This window comes from Arthrobacter sp. zg-Y750 (assembly GCF_020907365.1).
GTDB lineage: Bacteria > Actinomycetota > Actinomycetes > Actinomycetales > Micrococcaceae > Arthrobacter_B.
In genome coordinates, this window is record NZ_JAJJOC010000008.1 from 125,072 (window position 1) to 149,510 (window position 24,439).

Here is a 24,439-nt window from a genome sequence, read left to right on the forward strand (position 1 = left end):
CCTGCCGCCCCTCAACCGGCCGCGGTTATCCGCCGGGCGCACCTGATGCCGCGCGGGTACTTGTGGCTAGGATGTAGGAAGCCAGAGAGGGCGCCAGGCCCTGCCGCACGACACTTGGAGTCAGCATGCCTATTGCAACCCCGGAGATTTACGCCGAGATGATCGACCGTGCCAAGGCAGGAGGGTTCGCTTACCCGGCAGTCAACGTCACCTCCTCGCAGACCCTGAACGCAGCCCTGGCCGGGTTCGCCGAGGCCGGCTCGGACGGCATTGTCCAGGTCTCCACCGGCGGCTCGGCCTACTGGTCCGGCGCCACCGTGAAGAACATGGTTGCCGGTTCCCTCGCGTTTGCGGCGTACGCCAAGGAAGTAGCCAAGAGCTACAACGTGAACGTTGCACTGCACACCGACCACTGCCCCAAGGACAAGCTCGAAGATTTCGTCCTGCCGCTGCTGGCCGCGTCCGAAGCTGCGGTGAAGCGCGGCGAGGACCCCATCTTCAACTCGCACATGTGGGATGGTTCCGCCGAAACCCTGGACGACAACCTGCGCATTGGGCAGGAACTGCTGGCGCGCACCGCTGCCGCGAAGATCATCCTCGAAGTGGAAATCGGCACTGTGGGCGGTGAAGAGGACGGCGTGGAAAACGCCATCAACGAAAAGCTCTACACCACCGTGGCGGACGGCATGGCCACCATCGAAGCCCTCGGCGACGGCAGCAAGGGCCGCTACCTCACGGCCCTGACCTTCGGCAATGTGCACGGCGTGTACAAGCCCGGCGGCGTGAAGCTGCGCCCGGAGATCCTCAAGGAGATCCAGGACGCAGTCGGCGAATCCCTCGGCAAGGACCGGCCCTTTGACCTGGTCTTCCACGGCGGCTCCGGCTCCTCCGCCCAGGAGATCGCCGACGCCGTCTCCTACGGCGTCGTGAAGATGAACATCGACACCGACACCCAGTACGCGTACACCCGCCCGGTGGCCGACCACATGCTGCGGAATTACGACGGCGTGCTGAAGGTGGACGGCGAAGTGGGCAACAAGAAGCAGTACGACCCGCGTGTTTGGGGTGCCTCCGCCGAAAAGGGCATGGCCGCCCGCGTGGTCGAAGCCGCGCAGAACCTCGGATCGGCAGGCAAGGCGCTCTAATGTCAGACGAATTCCGCAAGAACCTGCTCGGCCCCGACGCCACGTACCTGCCTGAGGAGACCGACGTCGTCGCCCGCCTGGAAGCAGGCGACGAACCGGTGGACCTTGCCGCCAAGTACCCCACCTCCTCCCAGGTGTGGGCTGCACTCGCCGACGAGGCGTTCGAGGAGGGCCGGAACGTCGAGTCCTACGCCTACGCCCGGGTGGGTTACCACCGCGGACTGGACTCCCTGCGCCGTGCCGGCTGGCGCGGCATCGGCCCCATCCCGTGGTCGCATGTCCCCAACCGCGGTTTCCTGCGCTCGCTGTACGCCCTCGGCCGCGCCGCAGCAGCCATCGGCGAGACCGAGGAAGTGGACCGGATCCGCAAGTTCCTCGACGATTCCGATCCGCAGGCCAAGGCAGCCATTGAAGGCCAGGCCCTCTAGCCGTTCCTGCTGGAAAACCGGCGGTCCCTGAGGCAGGGCCCGCCGGTTTTTTGTGCCCGCCTGCCCATCCTTATCCGGCTTGGGGGCGGGAACGGTGCCGGCGGACAGCCGCCCGGTTGGCACAGCGGACCGAGCAATACCGCTGCCGGCCGTTGCGGGTGACGTCCACAACCACCGCTCGGCACGGCTCCGCGGCGCACCGTCCGAGCCGGTGCATGCCGCGGGTGACCAGATGCAGGGAAGTCCCGACGCTGATGATGGCCCGCAGCACCGACGGCAGGGATTCGTCATTGTCGCGGTAGTGCAGGTGCCAGCCTTCGCCGTCGTGGTTCGTGAGCCGTGGGTAGGCCGCGGCGTCGGCCATCTGCGCGTTCAGCAGTGCCGCCCGCTGCTCCGGAGCAGGTGTGTCCACTACTGCCAGCCACTCGTCAATGAAGGTGCGGGTGCGCGCAAGATCGTCCGGGCGGGCGGGGAAGGTCATGGTCATGCCGGCCTCCAACGTCCGCTCCACCAGGGCGTCCCGGTTGCCCGGCCAGTTGTTCGCCAGTGACGCGGCCAGCAGCACGGCGTACTCGCCGTAAGGGTTGAGATGCATAAGGCCATTACAGCATTGTTGAGTCCATGCATATCAGTCCGGTCTCGAACCACGATCTCCAAGTAGTTGGTGTCAGCCACGAACATTCCTGGATAACGGAATCCCGCCACCAGGTATCCGCCGGCGTCCTCCTCTATGTCCGGTGTACGCAGTGCCGGGTACGGCGGGTGGATCTGCAGTCCCCGGCACAGGTTGTTCCCGCGGGCATCAGCCGGGTAGTAGGGGTGTAGTGCACCGCCGGGGACGGTGCGTAGGCTGGACCCGACGCGAAAGGCCGGTGCGGGCATGGATAAGTTCGACTTCCGGAAGTCCTACCCGGAGCTGTACTCGCCCGGCCGGCGGGACTTCACCCTGGTGCAGGTGCCGCACCTGCAGTACCTGGCCGTGGATGGACACGGGAACCCGAATATCTCGCCCGAATACGCCCAGGCCCTGGAGTGCCTCTATCCCGTCGCGTACGCAGTGAAGTTCCGGTCCAAGAACGAGCTGGAGCAGGACTTCACGGTGCCGCCGCTCGAAGCGCTATGGCGGGCGGCGGACATGAGCGCGTTCACTGCCGGGGACAAGGATTCGTGGGACTGGACCGCATTGATTGCCCAGCCGGAATGGATCACCGCCGGGATGGTGGAACAGGCGGTGGCCGCGGTGGCCGCGAAAAAGGATCCGCCCGGCATCGACCGGGTGCGGCTGCTGCCCCTCGATGAAGGGCTGTCCGCGCAGATCCTTTTTGTAGGCCCCTACGACGACGAGGCGCCGGTCCTGGCGCGGCTGCACGATGCCTGGATGCCGGAACATGATCTGGCGTTCAACGGCGATCACCACGAGGTCTACCTGAACGATCCCCGGCGCACCGCCCCGGCGAAACTGCGGACGGTGCTGCGCCAGCCGGTCCGGCCGGATTCGGGGTAATCCGCCCGGTCACCGTCCTAGGGTTACTGCACGTCTACCGGTGCCAGCACGGCGTAGACCACGTAATTGTCGTCAAACTTTCCGGTTTCCGGATCGTAACCGTCGCAGGTGATCAGGCGCAGTTCAGGGCCTGCCGTGTTTCCGTAGACCTTCAGCGTGGGGAAATTGTCCTTCGCGTATTGCTCCGCTGCCTGCACCGTGAATACAGCCGTGCTGCCGTCTTCGCGGGCAACTTCGATCCGGTCCCCGGCGGCCAGCCGGCGCAGGTCCGCGAATATTCCGGGTCCGCCGCCCTCGGCGTTGACATGGCCCAGCAACACGGCAGGGCCGAGCTCACCCGGGGTGGGGGAGTGTTCGTACCATCCTGCGGGCGACCCGGGCTCTCCCGGCGGCACTTCCAGCGCGCCCTGGGCATCGAGGCCAAGGCGGATCACTTTCGACTGCGCGCCGATCGAGGGGATAGTCAGCGACACCGGCGTGGACTCTGGCAGTGGGGGTGCGGCGGGCTCGGCGGACGTCACCGGGGCCGCGGGCAGGGACGACACCTGTGCCGTGGCCGACGGCGACGGAGCCAGCAGGGGAACCCCACCCTTAGGGTCCGAGTTCGCGGCGCATCCCCCGGCGAGGACCATTGCCGGAAGCAGGACGGCAGCCGCCGCAGTTGCCCGCAGGCCCCTGCGGCGGCCGCCCCTAACGGTGCTGGTCATGTCTGTCCGTCCCCAGTGCCGGATGCATGTGCCATGGGATGTCCTGTTGGTTTTCGGAGAGTCCGGTGTAAACGGTGGGTCTTAGTCAGCTGTACGACGGCGGCGCACCACGTAGGTTCCGCCGGCGGCCGCAGCCAGGACCAGGCCACCGCTCAGGGCAAGGATTCCGGCATTGGATTCCTCGGGCTCCTGGGTGATGCCGGTGTTGGCCCCGCCAGCCGGCATCTGGCCGACCTGCCCGCCCGGGGTTACGGGCGTCGTAGGGGTCACGGTTGGTGGGACGGTTGTCGGGGAGGGGGTCGGTGTTGGGGACGGAGTGGGCGGCTCGGTCGGGTCCTCTTCACACCCGATGCCGTCTCCGTCGCGGTCCAAGCCGGGGCTGAATCGAAGGTCGGTCGATGGGATGTTGGTACGTCCCTCTGCCCGCGCCTCGTCACAATTTGCGAATGGAGGAAGGCTGGCCATTGCCGGATCTACCGCCAGCGCCGGTCCGGCGGTGAGGAGCCCGAACCCGGTGATGGCCGTAAAAGTGAGTCCTGCTGTCGTCTTTTTCATGCGATTCCCTGCTTTCTGAGTAAAGGAGGGCATCCAGGAGAGGATGACCCTGAAAGCGTAGGTACTCGCGTAATCGGCGCGCTTCCCCGCAGGCAGATATTGGTCCGCAGAGCCGCCAATTAGTTCGCACGGGCAAAAGTTGTCCTCCGGCAACAACCCAGGACGGGTGGGTGGGGTTGTCTGGGGTTGTCAGGCAGGTTAAAAGCTCCGGGATGGGAAAAATCGACCGGTTTGGGAAATCCCTGCGCTGCGCAGTGGCAGGAAATGCCCAAACTGGAGGGGATTTCCCAAACTGCAGGGAATCCGCCGCCACGGGCCGTCAAGTGCCGCCCAGAGCGTTCATAGTGCAGTTAATTCCATAGTGCAGTTAATGCTGCCCAGGGTGGGGCCACACGGCATTAGGTGCACTATGAACGCCGGGTGGTGGTCTCAGGGCAGGATCGTGGTGGTGACGGCGACCATCTGTGGTGTGGCCGGAACGGAGCTGAAACCGAACTTCACGGGCGGATCGATCCGGCGCAGCTGCCCCAGATCAGCACCGTCCCAGGCAGCCGTCGCTGCAACGAGGGAGCGGATGGACCGGACGCCGTAGAACTCCCGCCGCCCACCGCCGGCGGAACCGGCGGTCTGCACGCCGGGAACAATCAATCCGGCCACGGGGTTGACGGCACGCAGCCACCATGGCGCAACGGCCAGCGGAGCCGGCACATGTTCGAGCAGCCGGCCCAGAACCGTCACCGGACCCAATTCCACCTCCAGCCGCAGCGGACCGGCGGCCACCCGCAATGCGCTCGCGGACAGCACCGCGTCCACCGGTGCCACCACGGTCCGGTCAAACCGGTACGTCCCGCCCACATACTCCGCCACCGCGTCTGAGGGGGCGAGCAGTGTCCGGACGCCGTCGTCGTGCTCCGCCATAACGTCCGTGAAGGCACCAAAGGGTGAGTCGAGCCAATGCCCCACCACCAGCCGCACACCGGAGGAGGTTCCCAGCCCGGCAATGTACCCGCGGAATCGGTCCATGACGCTACGGTACCTGCGCCGCCGCACCGGATACTGCCCCTGATGTCGTAATTCCGGGGCGGGCAAAGCGTGATCGGCTAAACTTGGCAGGTAAGAGCCCCGCGACTTGCGCGTAGCCAGGCCATCACGGCTTGACCGGCGAGTTCAGGGGCGTTCTCATGCACGGTAGCGGATCTGCACCTAGCAGCTCTGCCCCGTAACTAATGGGGGAGGATCCCATGCCAGCTATAGTCATCGTCGGCGCCCAGTGGGGCGACGAAGGTAAAGGTAAGGCCACCGATCTGCTCGGCGGGCGCGTCGACTACGTCGTCAAGCCCAACGGCGGAAACAATGCCGGCCACACCGTCGTCGTCGGCGGTGAAAAATACGAACTCAAGCTGCTGCCTGCAGGCATCCTCAGCCCCAACGCCATTCCCGTGATCGGCAACGGCTGCGTGGTGAACCTTGAGGCGCTCTTCGCCGAGATCGACGGCCTTGAGTCCCGCGGCGCAGACACATCCAAGCTGCGGATCTCCGCCAACGCGCACCTGGTGGCCCCGTTCCACCAGGTGATGGACAAGGTCACCGAACGCTTCCTGGGCAAGCGGGCCATCGGCACCACCGGCCGCGGCATCGGGCCGGCGTACATGGACAAGGTCGCCCGGCTGGGCATCCGCGTGCAGGACATCTTCGATGAATCCATCCTGCGCCAGAAGGTCGAAGGCTCCCTGAAGCAGAAGAACCAGCTGCTGCTGAAGGTCTACAACCGCCGTGACGTTGACGCCGAAGAGATGGTCCAGTACTTCCTCTCCTACGCGGACCGGCTGCGCCCCATGGTCATCGACTCCACCTATGAGCTGAACACTGCCCTGGATGAGGGCAAGGTAATCCTCATGGAGGGCGGCCAGGCCACCTTCCTGGACGTTGACCACGGCACCTACCCGTTTGTCACTTCCTCCAACCCCACCGCCGGCGGCGCGTCCGTGGGCTCGGGCATCGGCCCCACCCGCATCAACCGGGCCGTGGGCATCATCAAGGCGTACACCACCCGCGTGGGCGCCGGACCGTTCCCCACGGAACTGTTCGACGACATGGGCCTGTACCTGCAGAAGACCGGCGGCGAATTCGGTGTGAACACCGGCCGGCCCCGCCGCTGCGGCTGGTACGACGCCGTCCTGGCCCGCCACGCGTCCCGCGTCAACGGGTTCACGGACTACTTCGTGACGAAGCTCGATGTCCTCACCGGCATCGAGAAGATCCCCGTATGCGTGGCCTACGACGTCGACGGCGTGCGCTTTGACGAGATGCCGATGACGCAGACCGACTTCCACCACGCGAAGCCGATCTTCGAGTACTTCGACGGTTGGACCGAGGACATCACCGGGGCCAAGACCCTGGAGGACCTGCCCGAAAATGCCCGGAACTACGTGCTGGCGCTGGAAAAGATGTCCGGCACCCGGTTCTCCGCTATCGGCGTGGGCCCGGACCGGGACCAGACCATTGTGGTGCGGGACCTGATCAACGAGTAGGTCCCTTGAGGAAGGCCCTGCAGCATGTGATGCTGCGGGGCCTTCCGCCGGCTACCAGCGGTTCCTGGCCTCCTCGATCCAGCCACCCAGCCCGTCCAGCGCATACTCGGTGCCGTCCGGAGTGCGGGCCGTTCCGGTCCATGTGCCAAAGGCCTGCCAGGTCCGGGCACTGATCACCACGGCGTTGGTGGCGGCCACCCGCCGGTGGAACGGGGTGAGGACGGCATCGATCCACTCGCCGCGGACCCGCCAGGCCGACGCCGGATCGGCCAGATCGTACTGAAACTCCAGTTCGCCGTCGTAATGGTGCAGGCGTCCGTCAACAATGAGGGCGTTCTCCGTGGCGGGGGTGCCTGCCGTCCACTTCCCGCCGACCTGCAGCCCGAGCCGCACCCCGTCCACCGTGCCGGCACCCGCGCCCCAGTTCCAGCGCCTCGAATACGGCCAGCGGCCGCGCCCGCGGTCCAGGACGGCAAAGGAATCCTCGCCGCCCACGGAATACTCCCGGCCGTCCACGGTGACGGTGCCGGAGACCCGGCGGGCCACGTCCTTGAGGGTGTACTGGTAGCGGCGCCCGGACCAGGGCACCACCACGCCCAGCACATCGCCGTCCGCCTCGGCGAAGAGGTCCACGGAAACCCGGGGCGACGACGCGGTCAGGCGGGTGCCGCCGTCGGCGTCGTGGAAGCGCAGCGATGATCCGCCGAAGGAACCGAACGCGGTCAGCGGCGGCAGGGTATCCGGCAGGGAAATGTCCGCATAGGAGGGCAGCAGCTTCAGGGGGTCGGCACTGATCTCCTTGCCGGTGCTGCGCTCGAAGACGTAGAGCTGCAGGGTGGCGGCATAGTCCAGGTGCGCAATGGTCAGACCGACGGCCAGTTCCGGGGTGAGGATGCCCCAGTATTCCCAGCGCTTGGTCCGCCAACCCCCGCGGGCCCCGGAGGGTACTACCGGGCGGTGCAGCGGAGTGCGGGAAAACGCGACCGCCGCGGGGTTCAGGAGCCCGCCGGGGGTGCCAAGGTCAACGGGGGCGGTGAGTTCTTCCATGCCGACCAAGTGTAGGGGAGCGCGGGGGCCGGGCAATGCAACCTGGTCTAGGCTGGGAGCACCCAAGCCCGAGACGAAGGTGGTCCGCAGTGTTAGTCAGCGTCGGTCAGTTCAGTCCGTCCGGTGAAGTGCGCGAGAACCTGGATACCATGCGTGCCCTGGCCGGCAAGGCCCGGGCCGAGGGCGCGGAGCTTGTCATTTTTCCCGAAGAGTCCATGTTCAGCATCGGGCAGGTCCAGGGGCCGCTCGCCGCCGCCGTCGACGCGTCCTGGAGCACGTTCGTGCAGCAGCTGTCCCTGCTGGCCGCCGAACTGGAGATCGCCATTGTGGCCGGTGGGTACGAGTCCAGCGGCGAGGAACGCCCGTACAACACCCTGGTGCTGATCGAAGCGACCGGGCGGATTGCCGGCACGTACCGGAAACTGCACCTTTATGACGCGTTCAGCTACGCCGAATCGGACCGGATCAAGCCGGGCGACGGCGGCGTGAAGGTTCTGCAGGCGGGCGGACTGCGGGTGGGGGTCATGACGTGCTATGACCTGCGCTTCCCGGAACTCGCCCGGGCGCTCGCGGACCAGGAGGCGGACCTGCTGGCGGTGCCGGCCGCCTGGTTCCGGGGCGAACACAAGATTGATCATTGGGAGACGCTGCTGAAGGCACGCGCCATTGAGAACACGGTCTGGGTGGCGGCAGCAGGTACTTCCAGCCGGCACACTGTGGGCCACTCCGTCATCCTTGATCCCATGGGTGTGCCGCAGGCCTCCCTGGCGGAGGAACGCGAGGCAGTGGCGACGGCGGACGTCACCCGGCAGCGCATCAGCGAGGTCCGGGAGTTCCTGCCCGTGCTCAAGAACCGCCGTTTCGCCGAAAACACCCGGATTATTGACGCCGGATAAGCACCGAAGCACCTGCTGAAAAAACTTTTTCCAGGTGCGTAACCTTTTCGTACCCCCCGACGATTACCTGTTTGTAACGGCCGCGCCGAGGCTTATCCCCCCAACGAGCATCGGTGCGGCCGTTGCACATGCGTCTACGGCTCGGAGCAAGGTAGCATTTGCACCACCCCGCTTCCTACGAAAGTGATCCGTCGTGGCCGCAGCGCTTACCGAGCAGACGCTCCGTGATGCGCGCGCCCGGAAACCGGCCGCGCTGCGGGAACTCTATGACGACTTCGCACCCGGCATCCTCGGTTACCTCCGGTCCAAAGGCTGTGAAGATCCCGAGGGCCTCACCCAGGAAGTGTTCCTGACGCTGTTCGCCAAGCTGGACTCACTATCCGGCGGTCTTCGCGGGGCACGTACCTTCGCTTTTTCCGTAGCCCATGCCCGCATGGTGGATGACATCCGCCGGCGGGAACGTGAACCGGCGACGGCCGTGTTTGACCCGGAACTGGACAGCAGGTCAACGCAGTCCGCCGAGGAAAGCGCGCTGGGCGCAGACACCGGCGTCGCCTCGTTGCTGCAGGGACTAACACCCCAGCAGCAGGAAGTGCTGCTGCTGCGGGTGGTGGCGGACCTGTCCATCGACGAGTCGGCCAAAATCATGGGACGCACTCCCGGAGCGGTGAAGCAGCTGCAACGCCGTGCGTTGGGGATACTGAAAGGCCAACTGGAAGGGAAGGAGGCACCGGACAATGAGCGAGCATCCTGACGACCAAGACGCCCGGTATATCCGCGGCCTCCTGACCGAAGCCGGGGTGGAGGAATCCCCCGAACTGCTCGCGGGCCTCCTGTCCCTGCGGGCGCAGGCGCATACCGCTGCACCGGAACCGAGCGGGAAGCTGGCCGCACTGCTGGACGGTGCTCCGGTGCCCCTGAAGTCCAAGCGCCGCCGGGGGATCATTCTCAGCACCGCGCTGATCGGCGCCATGGCGGCCGGAGCCACCGGCGTTGCTGCCACGCAGGATTTCCTGGTGCGCGCGGATCCGGCACCAGTTGTCAGCTTTACGCCGGAGCCTGCGCCCACAGCCGAACGAAGCACGACAGAACTCGTTGTTCCGGAAGAAACTTTTGCCCCGGTGGCCGCGGAAAGTGTGCCGTCAACACCGGAAAATGTTGCTCCCGCACCTGAGCCGGTGCCTGATCCGGCACCGGTTCCCATGCCGGCGCCAGCCGCACCGGTGGAAGCAGTGCCCGCACCCCCAGTTCAGCACGTGCCCGGATATCCGGGCAGCGGGAAAGACGCCGGGAAGAACCCCGGCACATTCGACGGGCCGCCCACTGGTTATATCCCGGGCCAGAACCGGCGCAACGACGGCGGTGTACGGGACACCATGGGCCCTGGCGGCGGTGCGGCGGCGATGTTCAACGGCGGACAGTCCGGCAACGGCGCGCACAACAGCAACGGCCGGGGCCACAACGGACAGGGCAACAACAACGGCTACGGCTGGCCCGGCGGAGGACGGTAGTCCGCCTCCGCACGGACCCGCCTACACCGCCTACACCGTTAGCTGGCGCCGGGAGGAAATCACTCCGGTGTTGAAGCCGGCGAGGTTCAGCCCGCCGTGGAACCGGGCGTGCTCGATCTTCACGCACCGGTCCATCACCACCCCCATGCCGGCTGCTTCGGCGTCCCTGGCCACTTCTTCGTGCCAGGACCCCAGCTGTAGCCACAGGTTCTTTGCCCCCGCAGCCTTTGCTTCCTGCAGCACCCCGGGCAGGTCTTCGTGGCGGCGGAACACATCCACAATGTCCGGTGCTTCGGGAAGGTCCGCCAGCGCGGCGTAAACGGGCTGGCCCAGGATCCGTTTCGCCGCGGGGTTCACGAAATAAACCCGGTAGCGGGACGAGGAGAGCAGGTACGTGGCCACGAAGTAAGAGGCACGCGATGGTTTGTCCGAGGCTCCCACAATGGCGATGGTCCGGGCCCCGCGCAGCAGCGCCAGGCGTTCCGCCGCCGTCGGACCGGTCCAAGTCCTGGTTCCGGAATCTCCGGCGGTGCCGGAAGGAGTTTCAGCGGACATCGGCGGTCTCCTTCGAAAGGTCGGCGGCACCGCTGGCGGCGGCACCGGCGGCACTGGTGCCGGCGGCTGCGATCAGGGCCGAGTCCAGGTCCCAGAGGATGTCCGCCAGGTCCTCCAGCCCCACGGAAATGCGCACCAGGTCCTCGGATACTCCGGCGGCGGAGAGCTGGTCAGGGGAGAGCTGCTGGTGGGTGGTGGAGGCCGGGTGGATCACCAGCGTCCGGGAATCACCTACGTTGGCCAGGTGCGAGGCCAGTTGCAGGGATTCGATGAACACCTGTCCAGCTGCCCGGCCCCCGGCCACGCCAAAGCTGAACACTGACCCGGGGCCCTTGGGCAGGTATTTGCGCGCCCGTTCGTGGTGCGGATGGGAGGGCAGTCCGGCGTAGCTGACCCAGGACACCCGCGGGTCCGCTTCCAGCCACTGCGCCACCGCCAGGGCGTTGCGCACGTGTTCGTCGAGGCGCTGGGCCAGCGTCTCCACTCCCTGCAGGAGGGCGAACGCCGACGTCGCACTGAGTGAGGGGCCTATGTCGCGCAGCTGTTCCGAGCGCAGCTTGGTCAGGAAACCGTATTCCCCGAAGTTCCCCCACCAGGAAACGTTGCCGTAGCTGGGCACCGGTTCGGTCATGGCCGGGAACTTCCCGTTGCCCCAGTTGAACCGGCCGCTTTCCACAATGACGCCGCCCAGGGTGGTGCCGTGCCCGCCGAGGAACTTCGTGGCCGAGTGGATCACAATGTCCGCACCATGCGTGAAGGGCTGCACCAGGTAAGGCGTGCTGAGGGTGGCGTCCAGGATCAGCGGCACCCCGGCGTCGTGCGCCACCCGGGCCAGGCCTTCGATGTCGGTGACGTCTCCGCTTGGGTTGGCCACGACTTCGGCATAAACGGCCTTGGTGTTCTCCTGCACCGCGCCGGCATAGTCCGCCGGGTCCGTGCCGGGCACGAATGTGGTTTCGATGCCGAAGCGGCGCAGCGTGACGTCAAGCTGGGTGACGGTGCCGCCGTACAGCTGGGCGGAGGCGACAATGTGGTCGCCGGCGGAACAGAGTGCGGCGAAGGTGAGGAACTCAGCGGACATGCCCGACGCCGTCGCCACGGCTCCGATTCCGCCTTCGAGGGAGGCGATGCGTTCTTCGAAGGCCGCAACAGTCGGGTTGCCGATCCGAGAGTAGATGCTGCCGTACTTCTGCAGCGAGAACAGGTTCGCGGCGTCGGCCGTGTCCTTGAAGACAAAGGACGTGGACTGGTAGATGGGTACCGCGCGTGCCCCGTGCAGGGCGTCGGGGGTGCCGCCGGCGTGCAGGGCGCGGGTGCGGAATCCGAACTGGTGCTCACTCATGGGGGCCTTTCGTTGCTGTTGACGGAGGGTGCTGCTGAACTTGGCGGTGCCGGGCCGCCGCGGGGCGGTTCCCCGTTGCGGTTTGCGCCGGGTGTGGGCTTAGGTTGCGGTAGGCAGGGCCGGACACGGATGCATGGGGCGCAGGGAGGCCGCAGTGGACGAATACGTGATTGTTGTGGAAACCGGCTACAAGATGGCCTCGGCCGCGCACCGGATGACGTTCACGGAACCGATGGCGCGCTGGGAAGCGACCCGCACGTTCCTGGAACTGATGGAGGGCAGGCATGAGGACCTGCTGCCGGCCCGGACCGACAGCCACATCCTGGAGGTGTCGGCCACGGAGTTCCTGCGCGTGCACCAGGCCATGGGCGGATCCGTGGTGCTGGACCGTGTCACGCTGACCCGCAAGCACTAGCCCCGCCCTTTCCGTCCTCAGCATGCCGCGGCCGGTCCGGCAACGGCGCTCACGTCCATTTCTTCACCGCCCGGTTCTGTGCCAGCCCCAGGACGGCGTCGGTCGCCTTGCCGAGCACGGCCAGCAGGATGATCGCCAGGAACAACCGGTCGGTCCGCCCGTTGTTCTGGGAATCCGTCAGCAGGAACCCCAGCCCCATGGAGGAAGCGATGAGTTCGGCGGCTACCAGGAACAGCCAGGACTGGGCCAGGGCCAGCCGCAGTCCGGAGAAAACCGCCGGCACCACGGCGGGCAGCTGCACGGTGGTCAGCAGCTTCAGCCCGTGCAGGCCGAAGGCCCGCGCGGCCTCCACCAGGTTCCGGTCAACATGCCGCAGGGCCAGGGCCACTGTGGTGAACACCGGGAAAAACGCGCCGATGGTGATCAGGGTGATTTTCGAATCCTCGCCGATCTTCAGCCACAGGATCAGCAGCGGCACCCAGGCCAGGGAGGGCACGGCCCGCAGGGCGCCGATGGCCGGTCCCAGCAGGGTCTCGGCCAGCCGGGACAGACCCAGCAGTGCCCCCAATGCCAGGCCCAAAGCGGAGCCGAGCGCGAAGCCGATCAGCACCCGCTGGGTGGAAATGGCAACATGGCGGCCCAGCTGTCCGCGCTGGAGCAGGTCCGCGGCAGCGGTGTACACCGCGGCGGGGGAGGGCAGCTGGACCGGGCTGAAGGTCCCGGCAGCGGCGGCGAGCTGCCAGGCGGCCAGCAGCAGGGCCGGAACCAGCAGGCCCAGGACCAGCCGCACCGGCCGGCGGTGCAGTAATGATCCGGCGCGGGCCGGTGCCGCTGCGGCCGCCGGTACTGCAGGAACTGCCGGTGTGCCGGTCGGGGAGAGGGTGGGTGGAACCGGTACCGGGGCGGCAGCAGTACTCATCGGGACGCCGCCACGGCATCAGGGTCGGCCTTGCTGACGTAGGTATCCTCCAGCAGGCCGGCCAGCGCCTCATCAACCTGTTCCTGGCTGGCGACGTCCCCGGTTTCCACCAGGGTCGGGCCGATTTTGGCCAGGACGCGGCGCTGGTCCTCTCCCGGAGCCGGGTCCACGTCCAGGTTGCTGCGTTCGAGGATCACGGTCTTGGCGACGGCGGGGTCCAGTCCTGCGACGTCGGCCAAGATCCCTGCCGTCTCGTCCGGGTGCTCCGCGGCCCAGGCGCGGGCCTTTTCATAAGCGTTGACCACTGCCTGCGCCTGCTCCGGGTTCTCCTCGAGGAAGGATTCGTTGGCCGCGAGCAGGCCGTACGTGTTGAAGTCCAGATTGCGGTAGACCAGCCGGGCCCCGTTCTGTTCCGCCCCGGCCATGATGGGATCCAACCCCGCCCACGCATCCACGGAACCGTTGTCCAGGGCAGCACGCCCGTCGGCGTGCTGCAGCTGTTCCACCGTGACGTCGGACAGGCTGAGTCCCGCCTCGTCCAGGGCCTGGACCAGGAAGAAGTACGGGTCGGTGCCCTTGGTGGCAGCCACGGACTTGCCGGCCAGGTCCGCCACGGAGGTGATGCCGGAATCCGCGCCCACCACCAGGGCGGACCATTCCGGCTGGGAGAACACGTCAATGGCCTTGATCTTCGAGCCGTTGGCCCGGTTGAGCAGGGCCGCGGAGCCGGCGGTGGAACCGATATCGATGGCCCCGGAACGCAGGTTCTCATTGGCCTTGTTGGAGCCGGCGGACTGTACCCACTCGACCGTCACGCCGTCATCCGCCAGGGAGTCCTCCAGCCAGCCTTGGTCCTTGATGATCAGGCTCAGCGGGTTGTAGGTAGCGAAGTCGATGGTGAGCGTTCCGCCGTCGGCGTCCTGGACGGCGGACGCGCCGGTGGTGTCTTCTCCGGCCACGCAGCCGGTCAGGGACAGGGCGGCGACGGCGGCGAGGGCTCCAAGGGTGCGGGCCGTGCGGGATGGGAGGGAAAAACGGGCAGGGAGGAAAGATCGGCTGAACATGTGGGTTCCTTAGCAGAGGGCCCGCGGGTACGCGCATGCGGGGACAGGGCAGGCAGGGAGCAGTTGAGGACGGCTGAGGGCCGGAAAGAGGAGCCTGAAAAGCAGGCTGGAAAGCGGGAAGCTAGCGGCGTTCGACGCCCAGCAGGGCCAGAAGCTCGCCGCGCATTCGGGCCAGTTCCGCCGAGGCGCGGTCCCGCGGACGGTCGCCGGGTACAGCGACAACGTTGGTGATGGTTGCGCCGGGTGCCCCCGGTTCGGTGCCCAGCACAATGATGCGGTCCGCCAGCTGGAGGGCCTCATCCACGTCATGGGTGACCAGCAGTACCGTGGCGGGGGCTGCCCGGTGCAGGGACAGGAGCAGGTCCTGCATCTTCAGCCGGGTCAGGGCATCCAGGGCCCCGAAGGGTTCGTCCAGCAGCAGGACACCGGGCTCACGCGCCAGTGCCCGGGCCAGTGAAGCCCGCTGCGCCATGCCGCCGGACACCGCCCGCGGCCGGTGCTTGGCGAAGGCGGTCAGCCCCACGAGGTCCAAAAGTTCGGCCACGCGGGCCTTGCCCCGGCTGGCGCTTGAGGATTTGGGCAGGCCGATTGCAATGTTGGCTTGCAGGGTTTGCCACGGCAGCAGCCGCGGCTCCTGGAAGGCGACGGCGCACTGCTCACTGATGCCGTTCACCGGCTTGCCGCCGATCAGGACGGCGCCGGAGGAAGGCCGGTCCAGGCCGGCCGCAGCGCGCAGCAGGGTGGATTTGCCGCAGCCGCTGGCCCCGAGAACGGCCAGCACCTCCCCCGGGACAACGTCGAAACTGACGTCCCGCAGGACTACGTGTTCGTCATTGCCGGTGCCGAAGCTGCGGCCGAGCCGGTCAAACGTGATCGGAAGGGCGGGCCCGGCCGGCTGGGCGGTGCCGGAAGCGGGCGTGGAAAAAGCCAGAACTGCTGTCATAGAAACACTCCATCGTTCCTGGCAGTAGCACCCTACGGAAAGTGTCCTGAGCCGGGATAACGGCTTCCTGCGACACCAGCCTCGTTATTGCCGCGCTTCAAGGAGGAAATGCGGCAACCAGGGTTGCTGCGGCTTCATCGATCCAGGTCTCTCAGCCGCTCGGGATGGTCACGGACAACTAAACGCCGGATCCGCACATCCGACAAGTGTTGGCCTGTGAGCCGGTTCACAAAACGACATGTTCCCGGCATCGGGCACGGCAGTGTGCAGGGCATTGACCTTGTCCGGCACCGGCTCCTACCGTTGAATTCCGGCCCCGGCCCAGCAGCACCGGCCCAGTGAGCACTAAAGAGCATCCAACGAGCAGGAGCGGTCATGGAACCCAGCGCCTCCGGAACTGTTTCGTCCGCAGACGGAACGCCCATCGCCTGGTCCCGCCAGGGCAGCGGCCCGCCGCTGGCCATAGTCGGTCCCCTCCTGGCGCACCGGAGCAGCCGCGCGACGGCGGCCCTCGCAGACATCCTGTCCCGGAACCACACTGTGTACACCTATGACCGCCGGGGTATCGGGGAAAGCGGGATCGGTGAGGAATACACGGCCGAATCCGACGTGGATGACCTGCTGGCCGTGCTCCAGGTGGCCGGCGAATCAACGGACCTTTACGGCTTTGACGAGGGAGCGTTCCTGGCGCTGCGGGCCGCCGAGGAGTCGGTGGTGGTCAACCGGGTGGTGGCGCTGGAACCCGCCCTCGCCCCGGCGGAGGGCGAGGACGAACTGCTCGTGATGCAGACCGAAATCGAGGGACTCGGCGGCATCAGCGTCCCGGTCCTCATCCTGGCGGGCAGCGGCAGCGCCGATGAGACGCGGGATCTTGCCCAACGGGCCGCCGATGCCTTGGAATCCGGGGAGTTCCGGCTGCTGGACGCGGATGCGGGCGGCGTGCCCGACGCCGCGGTGGCAGAGGCCATCGAGTCTTTCCTGGACTGATTGGTCCGGGCGTAAGCTGGAGCCCCATCTTCGGGCAACCACGAAGGACGGCAGATGTCCCAGCTCAATTCCGCCAGCACCGCACACGCCAACGATCCGGAGGTTCTCCGCCGGCTCCTGACCACCCCTGGCCGGTGGGCCGTGGTGGGCCTGTCCAACAACCCGCTGCGCACCGCCGTCGGCGTCTCGCGCTACGTCCAGGACACCCTGGGCATGGAGATCATCCCGGTCAGCCTCAAAGGGGATGACGTGCACGGCAACAAGGGGTACCGGAAACTCAGCGAGGTTCCGGGCAGTATCGACGTGGTGGACTGCTTCGTGAATTCCTCCCGGGTGGGTGACATTGTGGATCAGGCCATCGCGGTGGGTGCCAAGGCGGTGTGGCTGCAGCTGGGCGTAGTGGACGAAGCGGCGGCCGCCCGCGCGAAGGCCGCCGGACTCGACGTCGTGATGGACACCTGCCCTGTGATCGAAGCCCCGCGCTTTGGCCTGTAACGCCTACAGCTTCGCGAAACGGGCCCTGATGATGCCGATGTACAGACCGTAGAGCATCAGGCCGATGCCCACCGCAGCCAGGGCAACCACACCGAACGGCTGGTCGCGCAGCGTGTGCAGGGCGCCGTCGAGGCCGGTGGACTGTTCCGGATCCGACTTCACGGCGGCCAGGGTCAGCAGGATGCCCAGGACCACCAGCGAGATGCCCTTGGCGATGTAGCCGGCTACGCCGGTGATATCCACGGCACGATTCCAAACCCGTCCGGCCACTCCGGTCAGGTTGCCGCGGAAGCGCCGGGTGGCTCCCTTGAAGATGAAGTACCCGCCAATGCCCACAACCACCAGGCCGGCGATCCCCAGCAGCCACTGCCCGGCCGGAACGGCCAGCAGCCGTGCGGTCCAGCTGACGGAGGATGAGCTGCCGTCATTGCTGCCGCGGCCCAAGGCGAAGGAGCCAAAGATGCTGCCGATGCCCGCGTACACAATGGCCTGGCTGGCGTCGCGGGCGCGGTCCTTCCACAGCTCCTTGTCCGACAGCCGCTGGCCCGCCAAGAAGATCCGGCTGAACTGGAACAGCGCCAGGGCGAAGCAGCCGATGAAGCAGAACCAGAGCAGCAGGTAACCCGCCGGCTGGTGCGCCAGAGCGGCCACGGCGCCGTTGGTGTCCGCGTTGCCGGACCGGCCGGCGTCGATCTGCAGGGCGATGGCGCCAATGACCACGTGCACTATCCCGCTGGCCACATAGCCCAGCCGGGCAATCCGCTCGAAGGTCCGGGAATCCGCGGCACGCTCCGCTGTTTCCGCCACGGGCCCGCCGTTGCCGTTCTCCTGCGCCACACCAACCGTCCTCTGCTCTGCCTGCGATACGCCGAACACGTACCTCCTTCCTCTATCCTGTCACCCGTAGTGGGCGGCAGTGCCGCGGCGCGGCAACCAGGGCTAGGCTTTCGGCATGGATGCGCATGAGCTGAGGCAGATGTGTTTGGCCCTGCCCGGGGCGTTCGAGGACTTTCCCTTCGGGCCGGAAACATCCGTGTTCAAGGTTCGGGCAGCCGGCGGGCGGGCGAAGATGTTCGCCATGTCGTCACTACAGGTGGACCCCCTGCTGGTCAGCCTCAAATGCGAGCCGGAGTTGGCGCTGCAGCTGCGTGCCGCTCATCCGGAGATCACCGGCGCGTGGCACATGAACAAAACCCACTGGAACCAGGTGGAGGTGGCCGCCGGGCTGGCCCGGGACATGATCCGGGACCTGGTGGAAGACTCCTATGACCTGGTGGTGGCTTCGCTGCCGAAAAAGGACCGCGAATCACTGGCCTGGAAGGGACTCGCGGAGGCATGAACAGCCAGTACCGGGAGCTGACCTATCCGGATCCCGGGCGGACCGAGCGGCCGTACCCCTCGCCCATGACGGACCGCTGGCCGGCGGAATACCGGCTGGTCCTGCGCAAGGAGGAGCTGGCCGTGGCTGATCCGGCGGCAGCGTTCCTGCGGCTTGCGGACAGCCTGCTGGGTTGGGACGTGCACCGCGGGGCGGGCCTGTGGGTGGCTCCGGCGACGCCGCGGGCTGCGCCCGGCGTTGAAATGGCCTCCGGGATCGGGCTGGGGAAGGTGCGGTACTACGCTCCGTGCCGGGTGCTGTGGGCGGCGGAACCGGTGCTGGATGACGCCGGGACGCCGCTGCCCGGGCAACGGGCCGGGTTCGGCTACGGGACACTGCGCGGGCACCCGGAAAGGGGCGAAGAGGGGTTTTATGCGGAGCTCGACGACGACGGGCGCCTGTACTTCCGGATCGCGGCCTACAGCCGTCCGGCCAACGCCGTGATCGGTGCAGCCAACGCCGTCAACGTCCGGGTTCAGCAGTTCTTCACCAACCGGTATTTTGCGGCTGCCTACCGGCTGGTGTCCGACAGCTGAGAGCGGCGGAAACTGAACCGCAGCACCATGTCGCTTTCTTCCTGCGGCAGGAATCCGGCGCTCAGGAGCACCGATTGGGAAGCTTCATTGGTGGGTTCGGTGAAGGCCAGGACCTCTTCCACCATGGGACGGGTCAGGACGAACCGGGTGAGGGTGATCAGCGCCTCGGCCGCATACCCCTGGCCCCGGCAGGACGGCACCACGTTGTACGTGACCTCCACAGCCCGGTCCAGCGGGATCCCTTCGAAGCCGATGGTGCCCACCACCAGGGAGGTGGAGCGTTCACGGATCATGCGGATGCCGAAGGCAGCGGCCGCCGGAGTCAGCAGCCCGGCTTCAAACGCACGCCGGGCTGCGTCGTAGTCCGCGGGCTGCGGAAAGTCCGGCGCCCAGTCCGTCCCCCGGGTCTGGATGATCAGGGCGTCCACCTCGTTCACCGTCATCAGGTCCAACGACAAACGCTCAGTGGGGAGGCCGGCGTCGGCTGCGCGGTTTTCGGGGATTATGCTCACGAGCTAATTTTGCACGCTGCGTGCGCATTTGCCCCCATCCGACGCCCTGAACGGTGTCGGACACTACTTGTTTGCACGCTCATCGCGCTCGAAAAGCATTCGGAAACAGTTCGTTATCAGCAGGGGTGCCACGCCCGTGGAAACGGTGGGCTGATCAAGGCTGAGCGAACCGGCGAGCAGGAGGACGCATACGCCGATCATGACGGCCGCGTATCCGGTCCGGGACCGGTCCTGGGTGAGCACCTGCTCTTCGCCCCGGCTCCGGGCACCGGTCAAGAGCCATACCCCGGTGCCGACTGCGATGAGTCCGGCTGCGGATGCCAGCCAGGCGGAAATCTGCTCATCGCCGCCGGTGAACAGGTACGGCCAGGACAGGATCAGGGGGACGGAGCCGACTGCCAGGCTCGCCAGCCCGCACAGCAGCCGTGCCCTCGCGGTCCGGGCCTCGAGTGTTTTCTCCATACCCCCGGAGCCTACATGGGGAACGTGCAAGGGCCCGGCGGAAGACCGCCGGGCCCTTGCTGCTCATCCGCGCAGGGTTAGCCGAAGTGCCGCGGCAGCGTTCCTTCGTGCGCAGCCTTCAGCTCGTCCAGCGGCAGCACGAAGTTGCTCTGGAAATCCAGCGCGCCGATCTCCGTGTCCACCACGCCGATCCGGGCGTACGGGAAGCCGCGGGCCGAGCACATGTCGTTGAAGCGCACCTCTTCGCTGCGGGCCACGGCCACCACGGCGCGGGCCTGGGACTCGGAGAAGAGCATGGTGAACAGGTCCACCCCGTCCCGCTCACAAACCTCGCCGAGCCCGATGCGGGCGCCGACGCCGAAGCGCAGCGCCATTTCGGACAGGGCCGCTGCGAGGCCGCCCTCGGAGAGGTCGTGCGCGGCGTCGATCATGCCGTCGCGGGAGGCGTTGACCAGCAGTTCGCCCAGCAGCTTCTCGGCCTGCAGGTCCACCTTCGGCGGCCGGCCGCCCAGGTGTCCGCGCAGGTTGGCGTATTCGGAGCCGTCCAGCTCGTCCTGCGTGGTGCCCATCAGGTAGATGGCCTGTCCATCCTGCCGCCAGCCCGACGGCGTGCGGCGGGCGACGTCGTCGAACACGCCCAGGACGCCCACCACCGGGGTGGGGTGGATGGCGACGCCGCCGGTCTGGTTGTAGAGCGAGACGTTGCCGCCGGTGACCGGTACGCCGAGTTCCTTGCAGCCGTCGGCCAGTCCGCGCACGGACTCGGCGAACTGCCACATCACTTCGGGGTCCTCGGGGGAGCCGAAGTTCAGGCAGTCGGTGACGGCCAGTGGCGTGGCACCGGCGGTGGAGACGTTGCGGTAGGACTCGGCCAGCGCCAGCTTGGCACCCTCGTACGGGTCCAGGTAGGAGTAGCGGCCGTTGGCGTCCGTGGAAATGGCCACGCCCAGTCCGGTGGTTTCATCCACGCGGATCACCCCGGCGTCATCGGGCATGGCCAGGGCGGTGTTGCCCTGCACATAGCGGTCGTACTGGTTGGTGACCCAGGACTTGTCGCACATGTTGGGGGAGGCCATCAGTTCCAGGATGGCGTCCTTGACCGCGGCGCTGCCGAACGGGCGTTCCGCGCTGAAGGAGCTGGCCTGGATGGAATCCTGTGCGGCGGGCCGGGACATGGGGCGCTGGTAGACCGGGCCTTCATGGGCCACGGTGCGCGGATCCACGTCCACAATGGTCTCGCCGTCCCAGTCGATGATCAGCCGGCCGGTGCCGGTGACCTCGCCGAGCCAGGAGTATTCCACGTTCCACTTGTCCATGATGGCTTCGAACGCCTCGACGTTCTCCGGCGTCACTACGGCCATCATGCGTTCCTGGGACTCGGACATCAGAATCTCGCCCGGGGTGAGGGTGGGATCGCGGAGCAGCACGTTGGTCAGTTCCACGTGCATGCCGCCGTCGCCGTTGGAGGCCAGTTCCGACGTCGCGCAGGAAATCCCTGCCGCGCCCAGGTCCTGGATGCCTTCCACCACGGAGGATTTGAACAGTTCCAGGCAGCACTCAATGAGTACCTTTTCGGCGAACGGGTCGCCCACCTGCACAGCGGGGCGCTTGGAGGGCTTGTCTGCGTCGAAGGACTCGGAGGCCAGCACGGAGGCACCGCCAATGCCGTCGCCGCCGGTGCGTGCGCCGAAGAGCACCACCTTGTTGCCGGCGCCGGAAGCGTTGGCCAGGCGGATGTCCTCGTGCCGCAGCACGCCCACGGCCAGGGCGTTGACCAGCGGGTTGCCCTGGTAAACGGAGTCGAAGACCAGTTCCCCGCCGATGTTCGGCAGGCCCAGGGAGTTTCCGTAGCCGCCGATGCCGGAGACGATGCCGTGCACCAGCCGGGCGGTGTCCGGGTGGTCAATGGCGCCGAAGCGCAGCGGGTCCATCACGGCCACCGGGCGTGCGCCCATGGAGATGATGTCGCGGACAATGCCGCCGACGCCGGTGGCGGCACCCTGGTAGGGCTCCACGAAGGAGGGGTGGTTGTGGGATTCGACCTTGAAGGTCACGGCCCAGCCTTCACCGATGTCGACGACGCCGGCGTTCTCGCCGATGCCCACGAGCAGGTGTTCCTTCATCTTCTCGGTGACCTTGTCACCGAACTGCTTCAAATGCACCTTGGAGGACTTGTAGGAGCAGTGCTCGGACCACATGACCGAGTACATGGCCAGTTCCGCCGCGGTGGGCCGGCGGCCAAGGATCTCCACGACCTTGCTGAATTCGTCTTCCTTCAGGCCCAGTTCAGCCCAGGGCAGCTCGGTGTCCGGGGTGGCCGCGGCGTGCTCAACGGTGTCGATGCGGAACTTCTTCTGGTCCGCTGCAGGGGAAACGGTCATTACTTGCCTCCGGCAACGAGCGAGTTGAGAACTGAGGAGAAGATGCGCAGGCCATCGGTGCCGTAGCCCAGGCCCACCTCGCCGTAGGCGGAGGAGTCCGGGCCGAAGCCCGGTTCCACGGCGTGTTCGGGGTGCGGCATCAGGCCGACGACGTTGCCTGCGGCGTTACTGATGCCGGCAATGCCGCGGCGGGAGCCGTTGGGGTTTTCGCCGTCGTAACGGAACACCACCCGGCCTTCGCCCTCGAGTTCGTCCAGCGTCTTTTCATCCGCGACGTACTGGCCGTCCTGGTTCTTCAGCGGAATGACCATGCCCGCACCGGGCTCGTAGGCCGAGGTCCAGGCGGTGGTGTTGTTCTCCACGCGCAGCAGCTGGTCCGCGCAGGAGAACTTCAAATGGTTGTTCTTGATCATGGAGCCGGGCAGCAGGTGCGCCTCGGTGAGGATCTGGAAGCCGTTGCAGATGCCCAGCACGGGCATGCCGCCCGCGGCGGCATCCACCACCTTTTCCATCAGCGGAGCGAAGCGGGAAATCGCACCGGCGCGCAGGTAATCGCCGTAGGAGAAGCCGCCGGGAATGATTACGGCATCCACCGACTGCAGGTTCGCTTCGGCATGCCACAGCCCGACGGCGGTGCCGCCGGCGATGGTCACGGCCCGCGCGGCGTCGCGGTCATCCAGTGTGCCGGGGAAGGTGATCACACCAACCCGGACCGCCCGCAGGGCGTCATTTTCGGGGGCGACGGAGAAGTCACCAATGAGGGGAGTGCTCAAGGTCAGGCCTCCGGGAGAACTTCGACGCGGGTAACGTCTTCGATCACGGGGTTGGAGAGCAGCGTCGCGGCGGCGTTGCGGGCCTGCTCCAGGATTTCCGGGGTGACCTCCCCGTCCACGGTGAGCTCAAAACGCTTGCCCTGCCGGACGCCGGTGAACCCGGTCAGCCCCAAGCGGGGCAGCGCCCCGGCAATGGCTTTTCCCTGCGGATCCAGGATCTCGGGTTTGGGCATTACATCAACAACGATCCGGGGCATCCGGCAACTCCTGTGAGTGAAATGGGTGGCCGCGGACCCTGCCGTCTCACGCTGATTCAGCGCTCCGCGAGCTTGCACGACTCAGTCTAGCGGCGTTACGCGCGTTACGTGGACGTGCCCGGTCAGGCCGGGATTTCCAGCTGGAACCCGCAGCGGCAGCGCAGCACCGTGGTCTCGAGCTGCACTTCGGCGGGGGCGTTCGCCGGCATGGATTCGGTGCTGACCGGTTCGAAGATGGAGAGCTGGCGGCCGTCGCGGGGCTGCATGGGTTCGCCGCAGTGCATGTACTCGGCGTCCGCGGGTTCGGCCAGGCCGCGTGCCCAGACCAAGGAATGCCCGATGCCGTGGCCGTAGAACTCACCCGGAGCGGCAGAGCCTGCCCCGGAAAGATCTTCGGGACTGATTTCAATGGACATAATACGAGACCTTCAAGTCAGGTCCGGACGGACAGTTCCATCGTCCAGAACGGATAGTAAGCATGCTTACTCATAATATGCCACGAACCGCGGTGGCATGTACAGGCCCCGCCTGACGGAGACCTGGATCACGGGTGGCTACAGTGGAGCGGTGAAACTGCTCAAAGCACAACCGGGTACTGTCCGCCGGTTTATGAACATCTGGCCGCCGTTCGCCTTCACCGGAATCCGGGTCACCCGCCTGGATCCGGACTATCTGGGCGTTTCGGTGCAGCTGCGCGAGCACTGGTGGAACCGGAACGTTGCCGGTGTGCATTTCGGCGGTTCTCTCTTCGCCATGACCGACCCGTTCTGGATGATGCTCCTGCTGCACCACCTCGGCAAAGACCACGTGGTGTGGGACAAGTCCGCGGAAGTCGATTTCATCAAGCCCGGCAACGGCGAGGTCACCGCCGAGTTCACGCTGGCTAAGGCCGACGTCGAGCGTCTCCGTAAGTTGGCTGCTAACGGGGACAAGGTCCTTGAGTGGTTCTCGGTGGACATCACGGACAAGACCGGTGCGGTGGTGGCGCGGGTGCGCAAGCAGGTCTACATCCGCCGGAAGCGGGACCGGGAGAGCCGGGACGCCGTTGCTCCGGCCGCGGGGGACACCGCAGCAGGTTAGGGGCTGCCCGGTTGCA

At 66.8% G+C, this 24,439-nt stretch carries 30 protein-coding genes; 13 read left to right on the forward strand and 17 right to left on the reverse strand.

Annotated elements, in window-relative coordinates:
• Positions 1 to 125 precede the first annotated feature (125 nt).
• Entirely contained in the window at positions 126 to 1,145 is a 1,020-nt protein-coding gene (fbaA, locus tag LOC57_RS06120; RefSeq protein ID WP_227912466.1) for a class II fructose-bisphosphate aldolase, read from the forward strand.
• On the forward strand, positions 1,145 to 1,573 hold the full coding sequence (locus LOC57_RS06125; RefSeq protein ID WP_227912465.1) for a DUF3151 domain-containing protein: 429 nt from the start codon (positions 1,145 to 1,147) through the stop codon (positions 1,571 to 1,573). Before fbaA ends, LOC57_RS06125 begins: the two co-directional genes overlap by 1 nt.
• 70 nt (positions 1,574 to 1,643) lie before the next feature.
• Here the strand turns inward: LOC57_RS06125 and LOC57_RS06130 are convergent, their stop codons facing one another.
• A complete protein-coding gene (locus tag LOC57_RS06130; protein ID WP_227926012.1) occupies positions 1,644 to 2,168 on the reverse strand; it encodes a CGNR zinc finger domain-containing protein in 525 nt (174 codons plus the stop codon).
• Positions 2,169 to 2,453: 285 nt separating this feature from the next.
• Between LOC57_RS06130 and LOC57_RS06135 the strand changes: the two genes are divergently transcribed.
• Positions 2,454 to 3,077, forward strand: coding sequence for a GyrI-like domain-containing protein (locus tag LOC57_RS06135; RefSeq protein ID WP_229958706.1), 624 nt, complete (start codon positions 2,454 to 2,456; stop codon positions 3,075 to 3,077).
• 23 nt (positions 3,078 to 3,100) lie between these two features.
• Here LOC57_RS06135 and LOC57_RS06140 read toward each other — a convergent pair whose 3' ends face one another.
• The 3 genes from LOC57_RS06140 to LOC57_RS06150 all read right to left on the reverse strand — a co-directional run bounded on the left by LOC57_RS06140 (position 3,101) and on the right by LOC57_RS06150 (position 5,362).
• Positions 3,101 to 3,784 carry a class F sortase gene (locus LOC57_RS06140; RefSeq protein ID WP_229958708.1) on the reverse strand — a complete coding sequence of 228 codons (684 nt, stop codon included), beginning with the start codon at positions 3,782 to 3,784 and terminating at the stop codon, positions 3,101 to 3,103.
• A gap of 81 nt (positions 3,785 to 3,865) precedes the next feature.
• Complete coding sequence (locus LOC57_RS06145) at positions 3,866 to 4,339, reverse strand: excalibur calcium-binding domain-containing protein (RefSeq protein WP_229958710.1); 474 nt, start codon at positions 4,337 to 4,339, stop codon at positions 3,866 to 3,868.
• A 429-nt stretch (positions 4,340 to 4,768) separates the two neighbouring features.
• Entirely contained in the window at positions 4,769 to 5,362 is a 594-nt protein-coding gene (locus tag LOC57_RS06150) for a hypothetical protein (protein ID WP_229958712.1), read from the reverse strand.
• Positions 5,363 to 5,580: 218 nt separating this feature from the next.
• Here LOC57_RS06150 and LOC57_RS06155 point away from each other — a divergent pair, with 218 nt between their 5' ends.
• Positions 5,581 to 6,870, forward strand: coding sequence for an adenylosuccinate synthase (locus LOC57_RS06155; protein WP_146359322.1), 1,290 nt, complete (start codon positions 5,581 to 5,583; stop codon positions 6,868 to 6,870).
• 51 nt (positions 6,871 to 6,921) lie between these two features.
• Here LOC57_RS06155 and LOC57_RS06160 read toward each other — a convergent pair whose 3' ends face one another.
• Complete coding sequence (locus LOC57_RS06160; RefSeq protein ID WP_229958714.1) at positions 6,922 to 7,917, reverse strand: DUF2804 domain-containing protein; 996 nt, start codon at positions 7,915 to 7,917, stop codon at positions 6,922 to 6,924.
• Between the two features lie 89 nt (positions 7,918 to 8,006).
• Between LOC57_RS06160 and LOC57_RS06165 the strand changes: the two genes are divergently transcribed.
• The 3 genes from LOC57_RS06165 (at position 8,007) to LOC57_RS06175 (ending at position 10,324) form a co-directional block, all read left to right on the forward strand.
• Positions 8,007 to 8,813, forward strand: coding sequence for a carbon-nitrogen hydrolase family protein (locus LOC57_RS06165; RefSeq protein WP_227912458.1), 807 nt, complete (start codon positions 8,007 to 8,009; stop codon positions 8,811 to 8,813).
• Positions 8,814 to 9,006: 193 nt separating this feature from the next.
• Positions 9,007 to 9,567: an RNA polymerase sigma factor gene (locus LOC57_RS06170; protein WP_229958716.1), complete on the forward strand. Its 561-nt coding sequence runs from the start codon at positions 9,007 to 9,009 to the stop codon at positions 9,565 to 9,567.
• On the forward strand, positions 9,551 to 10,324 hold the full coding sequence (locus LOC57_RS06175; RefSeq protein WP_229958718.1) for a hypothetical protein: 774 nt from the start codon (positions 9,551 to 9,553) through the stop codon (positions 10,322 to 10,324). Before LOC57_RS06170 ends, LOC57_RS06175 begins: the two co-directional genes overlap by 17 nt.
• A 30-nt stretch (positions 10,325 to 10,354) precedes the next feature.
• Here LOC57_RS06175 and LOC57_RS06180 read toward each other — a convergent pair whose 3' ends face one another.
• On the reverse strand, positions 10,355 to 10,879 hold the full coding sequence (locus LOC57_RS06180) for a CoA-binding protein (RefSeq protein WP_229958720.1): 525 nt from the start codon (positions 10,877 to 10,879) through the stop codon (positions 10,355 to 10,357).
• Complete coding sequence (locus LOC57_RS06185; protein WP_229958723.1) at positions 10,869 to 12,221, reverse strand: O-acetylhomoserine aminocarboxypropyltransferase/cysteine synthase family protein; 1,353 nt, start codon at positions 12,219 to 12,221, stop codon at positions 10,869 to 10,871. Before LOC57_RS06185 ends, LOC57_RS06180 begins: the two co-directional genes overlap by 11 nt.
• 133 nt (positions 12,222 to 12,354) lie before the next feature.
• Between LOC57_RS06185 and LOC57_RS06190 the strand changes: the two genes are divergently transcribed.
• Entirely contained in the window at positions 12,355 to 12,636 is a 282-nt protein-coding gene (locus LOC57_RS06190) for a hypothetical protein (protein ID WP_227926021.1), read from the forward strand.
• 49 nt (positions 12,637 to 12,685) lie between these two features.
• On the opposite strand, the gene LOC57_RS06195 is transcribed toward LOC57_RS06190, so the two are convergent.
• From LOC57_RS06195 to LOC57_RS06205, 3 genes are all read right to left on the reverse strand, one after another.
• Positions 12,686 to 13,555, reverse strand: a complete 870-nt coding sequence (locus tag LOC57_RS06195) for an ABC transporter permease (protein WP_229958725.1) — start codon at positions 13,553 to 13,555, stop codon at positions 12,686 to 12,688.
• A complete protein-coding gene (locus tag LOC57_RS06200; RefSeq protein ID WP_229958727.1) occupies positions 13,552 to 14,619 on the reverse strand; it encodes an aliphatic sulfonate ABC transporter substrate-binding protein in 1,068 nt (355 codons plus the stop codon). The genes LOC57_RS06195 and LOC57_RS06200 overlap by 4 nt, the downstream gene beginning before the upstream one ends.
• A 121-nt stretch (positions 14,620 to 14,740) precedes the next feature.
• Positions 14,741 to 15,562 (reverse strand): ABC transporter ATP-binding protein, encoded by an 822-nt coding sequence (locus LOC57_RS06205; RefSeq protein WP_229958729.1) that lies wholly within the window; start codon positions 15,560 to 15,562, stop codon positions 14,741 to 14,743.
• Between the two features lie 375 nt (positions 15,563 to 15,937).
• Between LOC57_RS06205 and LOC57_RS06210 the strand changes: the two genes are divergently transcribed.
• Together LOC57_RS06210 and LOC57_RS06215 are read left to right on the forward strand one after the other, a co-directional pair.
• Entirely contained in the window at positions 15,938 to 16,549 is a 612-nt protein-coding gene (locus LOC57_RS06210) for an alpha/beta fold hydrolase (RefSeq protein ID WP_229958731.1), read from the forward strand.
• 54 nt (positions 16,550 to 16,603) lie between these two features.
• Complete coding sequence (locus LOC57_RS06215; protein ID WP_227926026.1) at positions 16,604 to 17,044, forward strand: CoA-binding protein; 441 nt, start codon at positions 16,604 to 16,606, stop codon at positions 17,042 to 17,044.
• Between the two features lie 3 nt (positions 17,045 to 17,047).
• On the opposite strand, the gene LOC57_RS06220 is transcribed toward LOC57_RS06215, so the two are convergent.
• Entirely contained in the window at positions 17,048 to 17,881 is an 834-nt protein-coding gene (locus LOC57_RS06220) for a DUF1206 domain-containing protein (RefSeq protein WP_227912447.1), read from the reverse strand.
• Positions 17,882 to 17,996: 115 nt separating this feature from the next.
• On the opposite strand from LOC57_RS06220, the gene LOC57_RS06225 reads away from it, so the two are divergent.
• Positions 17,997 to 18,383, forward strand: coding sequence for an MmcQ/YjbR family DNA-binding protein (locus LOC57_RS06225; RefSeq protein ID WP_229958733.1), 387 nt, complete (start codon positions 17,997 to 17,999; stop codon positions 18,381 to 18,383).
• On the forward strand, positions 18,380 to 18,958 hold the full coding sequence (locus tag LOC57_RS06230; protein ID WP_229958735.1) for a DUF1990 family protein: 579 nt from the start codon (positions 18,380 to 18,382) through the stop codon (positions 18,956 to 18,958). The genes LOC57_RS06225 and LOC57_RS06230 overlap by 4 nt, the downstream gene beginning before the upstream one ends.
• On the opposite strand, the gene LOC57_RS06235 is transcribed toward LOC57_RS06230, so the two are convergent.
• The 6 genes from LOC57_RS06235 to LOC57_RS06260 form a co-directional block, all read right to left on the reverse strand.
• A complete protein-coding gene (locus LOC57_RS06235; RefSeq protein WP_227912444.1) occupies positions 18,934 to 19,470 on the reverse strand; it encodes a GNAT family N-acetyltransferase in 537 nt (178 codons plus the stop codon). The two genes, LOC57_RS06230 and LOC57_RS06235, sit on opposite strands and share 25 nt — an antisense overlap.
• A 63-nt stretch (positions 19,471 to 19,533) precedes the next feature.
• Positions 19,534 to 19,932: a hypothetical protein gene (locus LOC57_RS06240; protein ID WP_227912443.1), complete on the reverse strand. Its 399-nt coding sequence runs from the start codon at positions 19,930 to 19,932 to the stop codon at positions 19,534 to 19,536.
• Positions 19,933 to 20,009: 77 nt separating this feature from the next.
• Positions 20,010 to 22,313 carry a phosphoribosylformylglycinamidine synthase subunit PurL gene (purL, locus tag LOC57_RS06245; RefSeq protein ID WP_229958736.1) on the reverse strand — a complete coding sequence of 768 codons (2,304 nt, stop codon included), beginning with the start codon at positions 22,311 to 22,313 and terminating at the stop codon, positions 20,010 to 20,012.
• Positions 22,313 to 23,092 carry a phosphoribosylformylglycinamidine synthase subunit PurQ gene (gene purQ / locus LOC57_RS06250; protein ID WP_442860163.1) on the reverse strand — a complete coding sequence of 260 codons (780 nt, stop codon included), beginning with the start codon at positions 23,090 to 23,092 and terminating at the stop codon, positions 22,313 to 22,315. The genes purL and purQ overlap by 1 nt, the downstream gene beginning before the upstream one ends.
• Positions 23,089 to 23,343: a phosphoribosylformylglycinamidine synthase subunit PurS gene (gene purS, locus LOC57_RS06255; protein ID WP_227912441.1), complete on the reverse strand. Its 255-nt coding sequence runs from the start codon at positions 23,341 to 23,343 to the stop codon at positions 23,089 to 23,091. The genes purQ and purS overlap by 4 nt, the downstream gene beginning before the upstream one ends.
• Positions 23,344 to 23,465: 122 nt before the next feature.
• Complete coding sequence (locus LOC57_RS06260) at positions 23,466 to 23,759, reverse strand: hypothetical protein (RefSeq protein WP_227926030.1); 294 nt, start codon at positions 23,757 to 23,759, stop codon at positions 23,466 to 23,468.
• A gap of 151 nt (positions 23,760 to 23,910) precedes the next feature.
• Here LOC57_RS06260 and LOC57_RS06265 point away from each other — a divergent pair, with 151 nt between their 5' ends.
• Entirely contained in the window at positions 23,911 to 24,423 is a 513-nt protein-coding gene (locus LOC57_RS06265) for a DUF4442 domain-containing protein (RefSeq protein WP_229958739.1), read from the forward strand.
• Positions 24,424 to 24,439: the final 16 nt, after the last annotated feature.

Coding starts and splice junctions, on each gene's coding strand:
- fbaA (WP_227912466.1), top strand. CDS start 126: ATGCCTATTGCAACCCCGGAGATTTACGCCGAGATGATCGACCGTGCC.
- LOC57_RS06125 (WP_227912465.1), top strand. CDS start 1,145: ATGTCAGACGAATTCCGCAAGAACCTGCTCGGCCCCGACGCCACGTAC.
- LOC57_RS06130 (WP_227926012.1), bottom strand. CDS start 2,168: ATGCATCTCAACCCTTACGGCGAGTACGCCGTGCTGCTGGCCGCGTCA.
- LOC57_RS06135 (WP_229958706.1), top strand. CDS start 2,454: ATGGATAAGTTCGACTTCCGGAAGTCCTACCCGGAGCTGTACTCGCCC.
- LOC57_RS06140 (WP_229958708.1), bottom strand. CDS start 3,784: ATGACCAGCACCGTTAGGGGCGGCCGCCGCAGGGGCCTGCGGGCAACT.
- LOC57_RS06145 (WP_229958710.1), bottom strand. CDS start 4,339: ATGAAAAAGACGACAGCAGGACTCACTTTTACGGCCATCACCGGGTTC.
- LOC57_RS06150 (WP_229958712.1), bottom strand. CDS start 5,362: ATGGACCGATTCCGCGGGTACATTGCCGGGCTGGGAACCTCCTCCGGT.
- LOC57_RS06155 (WP_146359322.1), top strand. CDS start 5,581: ATGCCAGCTATAGTCATCGTCGGCGCCCAGTGGGGCGACGAAGGTAAA.
- LOC57_RS06160 (WP_229958714.1), bottom strand. CDS start 7,917: ATGGAAGAACTCACCGCCCCCGTTGACCTTGGCACCCCCGGCGGGCTC.
- LOC57_RS06175 (WP_229958718.1), top strand. CDS start 9,551: ATGAGCGAGCATCCTGACGACCAAGACGCCCGGTATATCCGCGGCCTC.
- LOC57_RS06180 (WP_229958720.1), bottom strand. CDS start 10,879: ATGTCCGCTGAAACTCCTTCCGGCACCGCCGGAGATTCCGGAACCAGG.
- LOC57_RS06185 (WP_229958723.1), bottom strand. CDS start 12,221: ATGAGTGAGCACCAGTTCGGATTCCGCACCCGCGCCCTGCACGCCGGC.
- LOC57_RS06190 (WP_227926021.1), top strand. CDS start 12,355: ATGGGGCGCAGGGAGGCCGCAGTGGACGAATACGTGATTGTTGTGGAA.
- LOC57_RS06195 (WP_229958725.1), bottom strand. CDS start 13,555: ATGAGTACTGCTGCCGCCCCGGTACCGGTTCCACCCACCCTCTCCCCG.
- LOC57_RS06200 (WP_229958727.1), bottom strand. CDS start 14,619: ATGTTCAGCCGATCTTTCCTCCCTGCCCGTTTTTCCCTCCCATCCCGC.
- LOC57_RS06205 (WP_229958729.1), bottom strand. CDS start 15,562: ATGACAGCAGTTCTGGCTTTTTCCACGCCCGCTTCCGGCACCGCCCAG.
- LOC57_RS06210 (WP_229958731.1), top strand. CDS start 15,938: ATGGAACCCAGCGCCTCCGGAACTGTTTCGTCCGCAGACGGAACGCCC.
- LOC57_RS06215 (WP_227926026.1), top strand. CDS start 16,604: ATGTCCCAGCTCAATTCCGCCAGCACCGCACACGCCAACGATCCGGAG.
- LOC57_RS06225 (WP_229958733.1), top strand. CDS start 17,997: ATGGATGCGCATGAGCTGAGGCAGATGTGTTTGGCCCTGCCCGGGGCG.
- LOC57_RS06230 (WP_229958735.1), top strand. CDS start 18,380: ATGAACAGCCAGTACCGGGAGCTGACCTATCCGGATCCCGGGCGGACC.
- LOC57_RS06240 (WP_227912443.1), bottom strand. CDS start 19,932: ATGGAGAAAACACTCGAGGCCCGGACCGCGAGGGCACGGCTGCTGTGC.
- purL (WP_229958736.1), bottom strand. CDS start 22,313: ATGACCGTTTCCCCTGCAGCGGACCAGAAGAAGTTCCGCATCGACACC.
- purS (WP_227912441.1), bottom strand. CDS start 23,343: ATGCCCCGGATCGTTGTTGATGTAATGCCCAAACCCGAGATCCTGGAT.
- LOC57_RS06260 (WP_227926030.1), bottom strand. CDS start 23,759: ATGTCCATTGAAATCAGTCCCGAAGATCTTTCCGGGGCAGGCTCTGCC.